This is a genomic window from Dyadobacter sp. CY323 (assembly GCF_021390245.1).
In the GTDB taxonomy this organism is placed as follows: Bacteria; Bacteroidota; Bacteroidia; order Cytophagales; family Spirosomataceae; genus Dyadobacter.
Genome location: NZ_JAJUXH010000015.1, coordinates 40,706 through 54,820 on the forward strand (window position 1 = coordinate 40,706; position 14,115 = coordinate 54,820).

The 14,115-nt window shown below is 43.2% G+C and carries 11 protein-coding genes and 2 pseudogenes; 10 read left to right on the forward strand and 3 right to left on the reverse strand.

Features of this window, described 5'->3' with window-relative positions; genetic code table 11:
• Positions 1-66: 66 nt before the first annotated feature.
• From LZG72_RS19880 to LZG72_RS19920, 9 genes and pseudogenes are all read left to right on the forward strand, one after another.
• Positions 67-540: an acyltransferase gene (locus LZG72_RS19880; protein ID WP_233876369.1), complete on the forward strand. Its 474-nt coding sequence runs from the start codon at positions 67-69 to the stop codon at positions 538-540.
• Positions 537-1,850, forward strand: coding sequence for a hypothetical protein (locus LZG72_RS19885; protein ID WP_233876371.1), 1,314 nt, complete (start codon positions 537-539; stop codon positions 1,848-1,850). Before LZG72_RS19880 ends, LZG72_RS19885 begins: the two co-directional genes overlap by 4 nt.
• A 1-nt stretch (position 1,851) precedes the next feature.
• On the forward strand, positions 1,852-2,898 hold the full coding sequence (locus tag LZG72_RS19890; protein WP_233876373.1) for a glycosyltransferase family 4 protein: 1,047 nt from the start codon (positions 1,852-1,854) through the stop codon (positions 2,896-2,898).
• A 44-nt stretch (positions 2,899-2,942) separates the two neighbouring features.
• Complete coding sequence (locus LZG72_RS19895) at positions 2,943-3,779, forward strand: glycosyltransferase family 2 protein (protein ID WP_233876375.1); 837 nt, start codon at positions 2,943-2,945, stop codon at positions 3,777-3,779.
• Between the two features lie 34 nt (positions 3,780-3,813).
• Complete coding sequence (locus LZG72_RS19900) at positions 3,814-5,025, forward strand: glycosyltransferase family 4 protein (RefSeq protein WP_233876377.1); 1,212 nt, start codon at positions 3,814-3,816, stop codon at positions 5,023-5,025.
• A gap of 60 nt (positions 5,026-5,085) precedes the next feature.
• Positions 5,086-5,292: pseudogene (locus LZG72_RS29485) on the forward strand (acyltransferase); the annotation flags it as partial.
• 114 nt (positions 5,293-5,406) lie between these two features.
• Positions 5,407-5,577 (forward strand): annotated as a pseudogene (locus LZG72_RS29490) (DapH/DapD/GlmU-related protein); the annotation flags it as partial.
• A 76-nt stretch (positions 5,578-5,653) separates the two neighbouring features.
• Positions 5,654-6,604 carry a nucleotide-diphospho-sugar transferase gene (locus LZG72_RS19915; RefSeq protein ID WP_233876379.1) on the forward strand — a complete coding sequence of 317 codons (951 nt, stop codon included), beginning with the start codon at positions 5,654-5,656 and terminating at the stop codon, positions 6,602-6,604.
• Positions 6,605-6,675: 71 nt separating this feature from the next.
• Positions 6,676-7,464, forward strand: a complete 789-nt coding sequence (locus LZG72_RS19920; protein ID WP_233876381.1) for an SGNH/GDSL hydrolase family protein — start codon at positions 6,676-6,678, stop codon at positions 7,462-7,464.
• A gap of 68 nt (positions 7,465-7,532) precedes the next feature.
• Here the strand turns inward: LZG72_RS19920 and LZG72_RS19925 are convergent, their stop codons facing one another.
• Positions 7,533-8,045, reverse strand: a complete 513-nt coding sequence (locus tag LZG72_RS19925) for a hypothetical protein (protein WP_233876383.1) — start codon at positions 8,043-8,045, stop codon at positions 7,533-7,535.
• A 419-nt stretch (positions 8,046-8,464) separates the two neighbouring features.
• On the opposite strand from LZG72_RS19925, the gene LZG72_RS19930 reads away from it, so the two are divergent.
• The gene (locus tag LZG72_RS19930; protein ID WP_233876385.1) at positions 8,465-9,946 is read left to right on the forward strand and encodes a cryptochrome/photolyase family protein; all 1,482 of its coding nucleotides are present in this window, start codon (positions 8,465-8,467) and stop codon (positions 9,944-9,946) included.
• An 82-nt stretch (positions 9,947-10,028) separates the two neighbouring features.
• On the opposite strand, the gene LZG72_RS19935 is transcribed toward LZG72_RS19930, so the two are convergent.
• Both LZG72_RS19935 and LZG72_RS19940 read right to left on the reverse strand, forming a co-directional pair.
• A complete protein-coding gene (locus LZG72_RS19935) occupies positions 10,029-12,221 on the reverse strand; it encodes a polysaccharide lyase family 8 super-sandwich domain-containing protein (protein WP_233876386.1) in 2,193 nt (730 codons plus the stop codon).
• Positions 12,222-12,248: 27 nt separating this feature from the next.
• Positions 12,249-14,114: a heparinase II/III family protein gene (locus LZG72_RS19940; RefSeq protein WP_233876388.1), complete on the reverse strand. Its 1,866-nt coding sequence runs from the start codon at positions 14,112-14,114 to the stop codon at positions 12,249-12,251.
• Position 14,115 lies beyond the last annotated feature (1 nt).

Below are 14,115 nucleotides of genomic sequence, written 5' to 3' on the forward strand. Positions count from 1 at the left end.
ACGAGTGGCCTCCCCTTCATTTCTGTGGCGTCGGACGGTGAGTTTCGTATCGGCTCCAGTTTTAACATGAATAATTCTCTCAGGTCTAATCCGATAGGTTGCGCCCAACCATGTATCTTTTTTGTAGATAGAGGAGCGAGTTTGATTATCGGTGACCATGTAGGAATCAGCCAGACAGCACTTATATGTCACATTGGTATTACTATTGGTGATTATGTCAAAATAGGAGGCGGTGTTTGCATTTATGACACGGATTTTCACTCACTGGATCCCGAACTACGAAGAAATCCGGCGTTGGATTTTAAGCAAAAAATCAAAAAGCCCATTATCATCAAAGACAATGCATTCATCGGAGCACATTCTACCATCCTGAAAGGTGTTACAATTGGCAAAAACTCCGTAATTGGCTCAGGGTCTATGGTAACCAAAAGCATACCTGATAACGAAATCTGGGCTGGAAATCCGGCGAAATTCGTCAGAAAAATTAACCTCACAGATCAGGTAACTGCTAAATTCACACCGCTTTTTCAAGTCAAATGAAACTAGATATTGGAAGACTGATTCCATACACATTTTTGCTTATTACCATTTCCTCAGTAAACCAGTGGATGAAATTTCCCATCGGAAATACTGTAATCTGGTGGAGCATTTACGCAATCATAATTTCCCTTTTCATAGCCGCTAAAAAGAATTATTATGACAGTTCAAATGAAAAAAGCATTCGCTTTTTGCTCGCGTTTCTCGTGTGGAATATCATTTGCATTGCGCGTGGTTTGTGGGTTGCAGAAAATTACTGGGAATGGAAAAACCTGGTGGGTGTTGGTATGGTGTTGTTGCTACCTTTCTCTATTTATATCAGCGCCAACCCTTCCCTGGTCCAAAATATTGTGTCAGCTTGGATGAAGTATGCGTTACCGGCCTTTTTTTTAATGCTACCTTTTTTCATTGCAGGTGATGCCATTGGAAGATACCTTGTCCCGGTAAGTTTTATGCTTCTATTTTTTGCGCTCCTTCCCTTAAAATGGAAGATTGTAATGTGTGTAGCTACGGTCTTTGTGATTTTTTCTGCACTCAACGCCCGCAGCAATGTTATTAAGTTTGGGATTTCAGGTATTCTGGGACTTGTCTATTATTTCCACCGATACATTCCCATGGTAGTATGGAAATCAGCCAGAATACTTTTTTTTGTAGTTCCTATTTGCTTTTTCTCGCTAGCTGTCAGTGGGTCTTTTAATATCTTCAAGATATCCGAATACACGGGTGGCGAGATAACTGCCCGAGTAAGCGATCAGGGGGCCTATGTTGACGAAAATTTGGCTGCTGATACTCGTACAGATATTTACCAAGAAGTTATCTTTTCAGCTATAAACCATCATTACGTCTGGTTTGGGCGAACACCGGCCAGGGGAAATGAATCGAAAATGTTTGGCGACTATGCCTTGGATGTATTAAAGACCGGCAAAATGGAAAGATACAGCAATGAGGTATCGATTTTAAATATTTTTACCTGGACAGGAGTCGTAGGTGTTTGCCTCTATTTTCTGTTATTTTTCAGCGCATCTTATTGGGCGATCTATAGATCAAATAGTGCGATAATGAAAATAGTCGGCCTCTCGGTTTCCTTCAGATGGCTTTATGCGTGGATCGAGGATTTCAGTGAATTTGATCTTTCATATCTTTTTTTGTGGGTGATGATTGGTATGTGTTTCTCCAAGTCCTTCAGGGCCATGGATGATTTAGATTTTAAATATTGGATTTGGGGAATTTTTGATAGACGATACCGGGAGATCTATGCGATCCAAAGTCCATCGATAGATACAATTCCCGAAAATAAGCTAACAATCGAATGATATGAATTACAAGAATACACTATTAATTACCTTTCCTGTTGATTTGGGAAATAGAACATTAGAATCCAATTTTCAGGCCATTTTCATTGAAGATATGGATAACTATCGGTTTGCAAAGGAGCATGCGACGGATGCGAATTCAGGTATGACGACTTTGACCAAAAGTATTGGATACCGCTTTAAGTCTGCGCTAGGTCTTAGGAAAATTGTTTCTGATTACACTAAACAGGGGAAAAACATTGTATTCCATGGAATAAGTCCTGCTTTATTTTCCTATGGCATTTGGAAGCCTTCTAATACATCAATCATTGTCGATTGGACCAGGGGTTTATATCCTTCAACACTTAGGGAACCGTTTAAGAAAGATATTATATTTACTATACATCGAAAACTGCTATCTGCATGCCCCCGCATTCTATGCCAAACTGATGCAGTAAGGGAAAATCTTATCAACGTATATGGAGTAAATAGATCCTCAACTTTTAAAGTACTTGCTCCATTCCAAGTAGAAAAATTGGACATCCCTCCAAGACACACACCCACTAGGCCTCGCGTTCTATTTGCCGGTGGTGACTTGAAAAGGAAAGGTGGTGATATTATTTTAGAAGCACTAAGAAAAGGAATGTTTGATAAATGTTCCCTCACTATGATGACAAATGATTCAGCGGCAGACGTAAACGGAGTAAACTTCCTACCAGGAGTGAAATACGGAAGTGAGCAGCATCGAAAGGCTTTTGAAGATCACGATATCTTGATATTACCAACCAGGATTGATTCATATCCCCAGGTTGTAGGGGAAGCTGCCGCTGCCGGCCTCGCCGTAATTACAACTAAGTTTGCTCTCGGAGCCACCGAGGTAGTTTTGGACGGACAAACCGGATATATTACTGATACGCCCACGCAATGCATAGACCGCCTTCAAGATCTCCTTAACAACCCGTCTTTGATTGATGACTTCAAAATCCAGGGCTATAAGGTGATGCATAAGAAATTTTCACGCGAAGCCATAAGAAAATCGTATTTACAAGTCATTGAAAGAGACATTTAGATAGTTAAGAAGTGATATTACCCGTAAATTTTAAAAGCTGATTAATGATACACATTGCAGTTCTCATGACCTGCCACAATCGAAAAGTGCAAACCCTCCACTGTCTGCAAAATTTGTTTTCTCAGCAAGGATTACATCATTCATTCACGTTGCGTACATATCTCGTTGACGATGGTTCAACGGATGGAACCGGCGAGGCTGTATGTAAGAACTATCCACAAGTTCGTGTAATTAACGGAAATGGGGAACTCTATTGGAATCGAGGAATGTATACGGCATGGAAAGTTGCAGCGGCAGACAAATGCGACTCGTACTTATGGCTCAACGATGATACAGAATTATATCCTGATGCAATCAAGCAAATGTTGTTGGCAGCATCACTAACGAATTACAAGTCTATCATTTGCGGAAGTATTGAATCTCCAACCAACAAGGGAGAGCTTACCTACGGTGGTGGTTCATCCAGAAATAATAGCTATGTCGGAAATTATCCAAATGGAGAAATAGAGGCTTGTAATATTATCAATGGAAACTGCGTGTTGATACCTTACGAAGTCTTTCTAGCCGTTGGGAACCTGGATTGGCGGTTTATACACGCCATAGGAGATAATGACTATGGACTGAGGGCTCATAAGAAAGGTATCCTATCTTATTCAACAGGCGTTTTTGTCGCTTCTTGCGCTAAAAATGAAACACCTCCGAAATGGTGTATGCCCGAAACGAACTTTATAGATCGAATTAAGAACCTGTATTCACCGCTTGGATATAGTCATCCGGTTGAATTCTTCATATATGAGAAAAGACATTTCGGTTTGCTAATTGCTTTAAAACATTATTGTTCCATTCACCTACGGTTATTCATACCAAAACTTTGGAAGTAACGGCATTTTAGCCGAGACCCATAAAAATTCTCTTATGAAAAAGGTTTTATTATCCGCTTTTGCATGTGATCCAAGCCAGGGTTCGGAACCAGGGTATGGATGGAACTGGGCAACTGGCTTAGCGGGGAAAGGTTATGAAGTTCACTGCATGACACGTGGCGAAGGCAGAGAGAACATTGAAGCCTTCGAGAAACCGGCAAATCTGCATTTTCATTACATAACTCTGCCTTTGGGCCTAGAAAAGATGTATTCGTTTTCACAGGCAAGCATGTACTTGTATTATATGATTTGGCAGCAACTTGCATTAAAAAAAGGAAAATCACTTCATAAAAAAATCAGCTTCGACGTCATCCACCATGTTACTTGGGGCAGCATTCAAATGGGTTCTTTCCTTTATAAAATACCTGTCCCATTTATATTTGGCCCTTCCGGTGGAGGACAGTTCTCACCGGTGGCATTCAAAAAATATTTCGGAAACAGTTGGAAAGTAGAAGAAACCCGGGTGAAAGTATCCGCGTTTCTATTGAAGTACAATCCCGCCTGTAAAGAAATGATTAGAAAGGCCGCAGCAATCTGGGTTTCCAATCCTGACACTTCACAACTTGTACATAATGCTAATGGCACAAAAGTGTTCAGCACCATGGACGCAGCGTTACCGCATAGTTTTTATCCCCCAAAATTCGAGCCAAAGCTAGGAAAAGCCAATGTCTTGAGATTATTATGGGTTGGGAGGTTTATGCCGAGAAAAGGGCATATGTTGCTTCTTGATGTAATGGAGAATCTCAGGGACTATCCTGGAATTACATTAACAATGATTGGAGATGGGGAGCAGAGAGAGCTTTTTGAAGAATCTGTTGTGCAAAGAGGTCTGCAAGATGCCGTATTCTCAAAAGGTAAAGTTTCATTCTCCCAAGTCAAACATTTCTATCAGCAATTCGATGCATTTTTCTTTACCTCCTTACGAGATTCATGTCCTGCGCAATTGGTTGAAGCTATGGCCTATGGTATGCCCGTAGTCACGCTCAACCTTCATGGCCAGGCAATTATCGTCAATGAAAAAACTGGCTTTAGATGTGCTTGTGAAACCCCTGAGCAGGCGATCGAGGCATTGACCCATGCTATACTGAGATTATATCGAGAACCGGGGCTTTTAACAGAGATGAGCGCGGATGCTCATGCCTTTGCTTTGGATCAAACCTGGGATCAAAAAATCTCCAAAATAACTGCTAATTCTTATCCGGCCTAGTACAGCATGGGCTACCGCTATAAATAGCAAGAAGTCCGAAAAGCAGTTGATTAAAAACCTATGATAAACTTATTAAAATATTTACGCGACTTAGCGTTAAGATGTATTGTGCTACGCCGATATCAAATCGCAAGGGGTTTCCACGCAGGGGTAAGAGTACGTATTTGGGCCAGGGATGTGCTAATTATCGGGGAAAATTTTTATATAGGTCGCGACTCGCAGATTGAAACAGATTGCATAATTGGTGATAATGTGATAGTTGCCAATAAAGTTGGAATTGTAGGCCGTTACGATCATCATTATCAGCAGATAGGTACTCCCATCCGACTGGCATCAAGTATTCGACAACCCAGCTATAACTGGAAAGGCAAAGGCATAATCACCCGGATCGGAGACGATGTCTGGATAGGATACGGCGCAATAGTTTTGGGTGGAGTCGCTATTGGAAGTGGTGCTATTGTCGCTGCGGGAGCGGTTGTAACCAAAGATGTTGAACCGTACACCATTGTGGGTGGAAATCCAGCCAGAAAAATAGGCGATCGATTTAGTAATCCGGAAGATAGATTCAAACATTGCACACTCTTGAAATCGCTCTAGTATTTTTGAATAATAAGCTTTCTTTATCATTATGTTTTCAACTCCTATTCTTTTCCTGATTTTTAACCGGGTCGATGTCACCCAGAAAGTCTTCGACCAAATTAAAAAAGTTAGACCAAAGTATTTATATGTAGCGGCAGATGGGCCCCGTAAGCAAAAAGATACTGATATTATAAAATGTGAAGAAACGAGACGGATCATAGATCAAGTCGATTGGGATTGTGAAGTACAGACCTTATTCAGAACACAAAATATGGGTTGTGGCCCCGCAGTAGCAACCGCTATTTCCTGGTTTTTTGAACAGGTTGAGTCAGGAATTGTTTTGGAGGATGATTGTTTTCCCAATACTACATTTTTCCCATATTGCGAGGAACTCCTAGAAAAGTACAAGGATGCTGAACAGATAAAATTCATAGGAGGGAATAATTTTCAAAATGGCCAGAAACGTGGTGAAGCAAGCTATTACTTATCTAGGTATCCGACATCATGGGGATGGGCTTCCTGGCGGCGAAGCTGGCAAGCATTCAATCCAGATATCAGTGATTGCAGAGAAGTCATTGAGAGCGGTCAGATTGATAACATATTTAACACTACTAAAGAAAAAAAACATTGGATTAATTCGTTGGTTAAAGCCAGCAATGAAAGAAATAGCGTCTGGGATTTCTATTTTTATTTCGCAATTTGGAAACGGGATGGATTGTGCATAACTCCGAATAAGAACCTTGTTATTAATCTTGGTTTTTTCGATCAGGGAACGCACTATTTTTTAAAGGATTCCACCAAGACCAATGTAAAAGCAGAAGAGATGGACCTTCCTATGGTGCATCCGGATTCTTTGCAGGTAAACCGGCAAGCAGACAGATATACTTTTGACCATTTTTACAGTCATTCACCTCAACGGGCGTTTAGACTTATTCGGGAAAACGGAATAGGATCTATTTTAAGGTACTTCTATATCAGATTCATCAAAGAAAATGATTAACAATCTTTAGCTTGTAGCTATATTACCTCACTTACTTAATATTACTCTCCTCAATCAAAATTACCAAGAATATGAACTTACGTAAATACAAAATTTTTATATTGGGAATGGCGTCAATAACTGTTATTGGCATGTCCTATTATTTGATAGACCGATTTTCATATGCTAGAGAAAAATCTTTCTATCGAATCAGCAATAAAGAAAATAGTACACTTCAAATTGGAATTATCGGGGACAGTTGGGCCGATGGAGATGAATTAAAATTGCTTTTGTCAAAGGATCTTGCGTCACGTGAGGTAAAAAATACAATAATCTCATCTGGTCAGTCAGGAGCCAAAAGCAAGGCGATCTATCAAAACTTATTTAGCGAAAGCAATGATAGGTTCTCTACTAAGTTCATTGTCGAACGTAACCCTAAATATTGCATAGTCTTTGCCGGGGTTAACGATGCAATTGGCCAGCTAGGAGCCGATTATTACACACATCACATGTCGTTGATCATAAAAACACTAATACATTACAAAATCAAGCCGGTTATTGTAGAGTTACCCGAATTTGGAATTATTGAACACACTGGTCAAATGAACTACCTGGCGAGAGAGCGAAACAAAGTGTTTGCTACGTTCACAAATTCAGGTAAACTTGATAACATAAAAGCATACAGGAGGGCACTAGTGGAGACCTTAAAATCCGAGAATTTAATGAAGAGTGTTATTTTCGTCCACTTTGACAAGGTTTGCACCGATTACGATAATTGCAAGGATCTTTTTGCAGATTACGCTCATTTATCGAGCAAAGGTAAAAAGCTCCTTAGCGGAGCAATTAATAGTGAATTAGAAAAAGACATAAACGCTCAATAGACTTATTATCTGGACAAGTGTACGACGAAGGTCACTATCTCAAAATCTGTGTAAATGGAAATCGGATACTATTTTTCCAAACGACCAATACCTTTCCATTCCCTTTTCATGAGGAACTGTTCTTCTTTTTTGTTTCCGTCAGCTATTTCTTTCGAATAAACATCAAGATTTGCGCCCACCAGCTTTGCATCTATCAGAATGTTGGCTTTCTGGGTGACTCCGTTGTAATGATATTCGATATTACGGTCAATCAAGAACTTATCTACCTCGGTAATTTCAATTTGATCAATCACGCTTTCAACAGGATTGTCCGGATCGTATGGCCCTTGATAACCCTCTGGTTTGACGAAATTAGTTGCAGCATATTGGTTAATCCGGATGTGGTTGTTATCGATTTTTGAGATAGTCCATCTGATAAGAAATTCGATCGGATAACCATCATAATTTACCTTCTGACTATTGATATACGAGCCAACTAGCTCACCGGTGATGTCCGCGATTTGCTCTGGTTCTGGCTCTGAATCACTTTTACAGGCCCCCAATCCGATGGTTAATGCCAATACAAAAAAAAATTTCTTCATCCGCATGCTTGGTTAACTATGTTATTTTATTGCCAGAGGTACTGATGAATGTTTGACGTCATCAATTATTTTGCTTGGCACTGATATGACCCTCCACAATTTCGGTCAATATTATACAAGTATAGGTTATTAACTCATGGTGAACATGTGTTTTGGGGTGATCAATGCAAAAGCCATGGTGTACGTATGATTTCGTGAAGTTTATGGCAAAGGTCGTTGATTCGCAGGGCAACACGTTAATTAAAGCTGGAACGCAGGGCTTGTTAGTCTCCGGGTGCTGGGGCTCGCCTGGGATGGTCTAAGAATTGCATGGATAGTACCTATACCTTTCCCTCCCATTCATTCAAAACCTTCCCGGATTAATTTCACATCAAAAATGCCGATTTTCCGGACGTATCAAATGGAGTAATAAAAATCCCATGAAAGCAGTTAACATCATTTTCCCACACCAACTATTTGAAATAAACCCGATTGCCGAAAACGGTTTTCCGGTTTATTTGCTGGAAGAGACATTGTATTTCAAGCAGTTTGCATTCCATAAGCAAAAAATCGCTTTTCACCGGGCCACAATGAAATGGTACGCCGCTTTTCTGGAAGCCAAAAATGTGGAAGTATTTTATATAGAATCGGCCAGCCCGCTCTCAGACGTGCGGAAGATGGTTGCTGATTTGAAGTCAAAAAATGTTGAGATCATACATTACATTGACCCCACTGATAACTGGCTGGGACAACGCCTGGCCTCAGCTGCTGCCAAAGCGAACATAGTACTCATTGAATACCAAAATCCTTTATTTTTGAATAGTAAGGAAGAATTGGGTGCATTTTTTCAGCAAAAAAAGAAGAAGTTTTTCCAGACTGAGTTCTACATTCAGGAGCGGAAAAAACGCAAAATCCTCATAGACGATACAAATGAGCCGGTTGGTGGCTCATGGAGCTACGATGTCGATAACCGCAAAAAATATCCCCGCAAAAAACAGCCTCCGCACATTGCTTATCCTGAAACAAACGAATTTTATGAGGAAGCGAAAGCGTACGTTCAGCGGCATTTCAATGACAATCTCGGCTATCTAACTAGGTATTCCTTTTATCCGGGGGATCACACCGCAGCAAAAAACTGGCTCAACGATTTCCTCGTCAATCGTTTTCAGGAATTCGGGCCCTATGAAGATGCGATCGTGAAAGAAGAAAGCATTTTACATCACGGCATGCTCACTCCGATGCTGAACGTAGGGTTGATCACCCCTCAGGTTATTCTTGATGCGGTACTTGAATATGCTCAACGAGAAGATACTCCATTGAATTCTACTGAGGGTTTTATCCGACAGATCATTGGCTGGCGGGAATTTATGCGGGGTTTTTACGAATCCAAAGGCTCAGTTTCGAGGACAAAAAACTACTGGAATTTCACCAGAAAAATACCCGAGTCCTTTTACAATGGGACAACTGGAATTGAGCCCGTGGACAGCACTATCAAGAAGGTTCTCGAGCGTGGATATTGCCATCACATTGAGCGTCTGATGGTTTTGGGAAATTTCATGTTATTATGCGAGTTCGACCCGGACGATGTGTACCAATGGTTTATGGAATTGTTTATCGATGCGTATGACTGGGTGATGGTTCCGAATGTATATGCCATGAGCCAGTTTGCCGATGGCGGACTGATGGCCACCAAACCGTACATAGCCAGCAGCAATTACATTCTGAAAATGAGTAATTACGAAAAAGGCCCATGGCAGGAAATCTGGGATGCCCTCTTTTGGCGCTTCATGCACGTGCACCGCAGCTTTTTCCAGCAAAATCCAAGGATTGGAATGCTACTGGGAAACTTTGATAAAATGGATGCAAAAAGACAAAAGGATTTACTGAATACGGCGCAAAGGTTTTTAATGTCCCTGGATTGAATAGCAGGTCAAATAACTAAAAATCTCTTAAGCTCAACTCGGTCCGGCACGACAACTTTCCAGATTCACCTTGTTTGTATGCCTAGAAAACAGCATTTACGCTTTGTCCCGCCATTCCGCCAACGGGCATCCTGAAAGTTAGTAGCGTTTGACCCGCGCCGGCGTCCGAACTTTGAACCTGATCGGAAACCGGTTTCAGTTTGGAGCTTACTTCCAATTGCAGCTGTGAATGGTTGCCGGTAGGATCGGAAACGGTCAGCTTTGTCACTTTGTCCCCTTTTACTTGTAGCATTACCATACAAGCTTCTTTTGCCGCAACGGATAGTCCCTTTGCGATCTGAATTTTACCAGGCTTATAAAACACAATTTGAACCACACCCAGACCCACGTGATGCACAGCCTGCATTTCGGGTGAATTGGCGATGATCCGGACAGGCAGGTTTCGGCGATAGGCTTCGATTTCGGAAGCTTTTATTCCGGCTACAACAATGTACTGGTAGTCTGCATCGGAAGGTCTTGTACCGTGATCGAGCCAGGCCTTGAAAACGTCCTTGCTGACCTTCTCGTCGGTAGCCCAGGAATGGTGATTGATTTCCCGCCAGCTGCCTGTTTGCTGCTGATTGCTTACATGCAAACTCACCGGTTTTGTAAAAATATAAGCCGTGCTGTCATGGTGCACCCAGCTTGCTTTGTCCAGCTTATGCCCGCCTTTTTCGAGCGTACGGATCTTGCCTTCCACCCCGGCCGACACCTGCTCGGTTAACAGGCTTTGGTTCAGTGTTGTTACCACATTATAATCCGAATCCGCAGTAATGCCTGCTCCGAGTGCTACAAATTCTTTGTCGAAAAAGAACCATGCTTTCTTTGCCTTCAAAGGATCGTGCACGCTGGCGAAATCGAATGCAGCCGCTCCGTAGCGCTGATCGGTTACCCCGCCTGTAAAATCGTTGATACCCGGTTTGGCAAGTTCTTTCCAATGCGGCAGCTCAGGCTTTTGCAAAACAGTTGTTCCCGGTATTTTTTGCCAGTCCCAAGCCGGAAAAATCCCGTCGTATTCTTTGCCCGTCCGCGAAATAAAGTTGCTTCCGTCGCCGTAATGGTGGTTTTTAATTCCCTCCTCATTGTGAGGCTGCTCCATGTTGGCGGCCCGCTTGCTGTGCATCCGTACCGAAACATAATAGTCCGGGCGCTGATGCGTGTAATAATGCGAATGCCAGAAATAGTAATCGCGAGTCAGGTTCGCCTTTGCTTCCCCTTTTCTGATCCGGATGATATTTTCCAGCTCCGCTTTTCGGTAGGAAGTCGCCGTCAGCAAGTTTTCTGCCAGTTCCGGGCCGGCAGGTTTCAATGCACCTTTCCTACTAATGCCCCGGTTTTCAGCCCCGGGATCGGGATATCTTCCGTAAATGTGCGATTGAGAGATCCCATCCAGGAAGTAATCGACCAGCAGCTTCATCGGCTCGTCGGGTAGCCTGAATTTCGTGCCTTCGGTTTTGACGGCCCAATACGCAAATGCATTCGCATATCCGGTGCCGTAAGCCAGTGTCGAGATCACATTATCAGTCCGGTGGTGAAAGCTGAGATCCGGCTTCAAGCCCCGGCCGGTTGAGACTTTGATTTCAGAAACCATTACCTCCATTACTTTGGTCAACACTTCGGGATTACGTTGAAAAAGCGCCTGTTTGGCCCGCATTCCCGCAATCTGTATCAGGTCGCCGCCCGGTCGGGCACCGGAAGCTTCCATATTGGCCCGGCCTGCTATTCTTACGCCTTCTTTCTTCTGGTTCTCGGTCAGTTCCTCGTCCATGACGAGCAGAATGTTGACCATTAGGTGAGGAGTTCCCATTTCGTTCCACCACCAGTTTTCACAAATAAAATCATGTGCAAACCAGTAATCGAGCGCATTGGAAACTACTTTTTTTACTTCCGGTTTACCAAAATAGGCGGAGCCTGGTTTTTTCAATGCACGTGCCAGTTCAAGCATATTGTTGAGGTGCTCGCTGTGCTCAAATCCCGTGCGTGAAACGTCCGTATAATTGATCCCGGGCCAGGTACCATCTTGTTTTTGAGTGCTAATCAACTCTTCAATGTGCTTTGCATCGACTGTCGGTTTAAGCAGATCTTCCACCACGCGTTTCCTGATTTTTTCAAGATCCGCGTCAGGCTTACCCTGGCCGGCTTCAACAGGTATAGCAACGTTCTCACCAGGTTTACGCAATTGCTGAGCGTAGGTGAGCTGCGCCAGAAGAATGCATAGGATTAAGACTTTTTTCATCAGGTTCAGGATAATGTCAATCAAGTTCTACTTCCAGGACGAAATAGGCTTCACTTTCGGAAGTTGCGCAGATGGTGAGAAAATCGCATTAAAGCTTTCAGCTGAATTCGCGGGGATGGTCGCTTCAAAGCCTACAAATTGCGTGTTCGGATTAGGCGCGTCGTAATCGTGGGTCGGGGTGGTAGGCCAGGTTTTGATCTCAATGTTTGCTTTCGTTTCAAACACAATCAACATTTTCTTTCCATTCTGCGACAGCTCTACCGTTTTCCCGTCGACCACTTTTACAGTCGCGCCGGTGAGCAGGTTCCAGCGCATTTTGGTCGGCTTATCTCCCGTTTTCACTTCATCCCTGACCACAACCCACTTTTGCTCCCGGATCGCAATGCCGCGTTTCGCAGCAGTAATCTGGCCTTTATATAGATCGGAAAGGTCAGTAACGGCTACCATTTCCGACTTACTGTCCGACCACGAGTCGATTTTGGCATAACCTTTCGCATTCATCAGCTGACCGTCAAAAGACAATGTATTGTGCGCAAAATTATTCAGACGAAATACTTCCCAGCGTTGCGAGTTCTGCGTGCGGTTCCACAGGTCCACTCCTTTTGTTTCCAAAGAATTGTAATCCTGCATACCAAAATCCATCGCCCAACGCTCTCCCTGCGCATCAATCACGAAAGAGCCGATATCCATGTGCGCGTGGTTTACGGAAGGCGATCCTGTTTTCAGACCTACAAAAATCGCATTCGGGTCCGTCCAGGAAGTGCGCATGAGCGCAACCGGCGAAGGCCCCTGCCCTACCCATTGCTTTTTTACCGGCGCCTTAATCGCGCCGAGATCCGTTTTAATACCCCAAACCAGCAATGCGGGTATAATGCGGTTGCGCACATTGTTGCCGGTCTTATCGGAAAGCAATGTTTTCTGCGTCCACAGCAGCGAGGGGTCACCGGTCTTTTCAGCATACCAAAACATCGCAGGGCTAAGTCCCTCTTTCAGTCCACTGTCGCCCCAATTGTGCGCAAGGCCGGTAGGCCCGAGTAAGTTTTGAAGAAATCCGGCGGTTTTCAGAAAACCGGGCGATTGTGAAAGGCCGAAGTCTGTACCCAGCGCTTTTTCAATCGCACTGATAAACAACACATTGAAACTGGTTCCATAACCCCAGTAGCTAAATCCTTCCGGATAGGCTCCGTCGGGTTCGTATGAGGGAATCATGGCTTTTGGAATAGTGGCAACAGCTCTTGAAATTACATTAGCCGCAATTTCAGGCTGGCTTTCCGCGATAGCCAATGCGCCAAAAGAGATTCCGGCGTTGCAAACCTGGTTCCAGTTATGCTCGGCATTTAAGAAAGAACTATGCTTTTTTTCAAATGAAGGTTCAATTCCTTTTTTAAGAATAGCTTCACTGATCGTGGTTTTTGCCTGAGTTGAAAGTCCGTCGTAAAGCCAGTCGTAGCCAATTGCCACCGCCATTGTCATTTCGGCCACATCCAGAAAGTGCGTCGGGTTCCAGTCTTCGAAAGCAGACACCGCCAGCATTTCCTTTTCCGCACGCCTGAGATACTTCTCATCTTTGGTGGTGCGATAGGCATATGACAATTGAAAAACCCGTCTTAAACATTCCCGCGATTTGTCCAGGAGCCTTTTGCCGATTTTAATCCGCTCCACGGGTGGCGTGTCAATCAGCTTGTCGCATTCAGCCAGGATCTGCTGGTGGATCGCATTCCATTCGGGGTGTTTTTTGATCTGGGATAAAATTTCCTGCTCTTCTCCTTTCAGCAAAAGCAGCCTGGGATGCTGGGTTTTTAAAGATTTTAGAACATCGGGTGTGGACTGACTTTGCACTGAAAATCCTTGAAAAGTCAGCAGTGTTATAAGTAATATGACGATTTTTTTCATG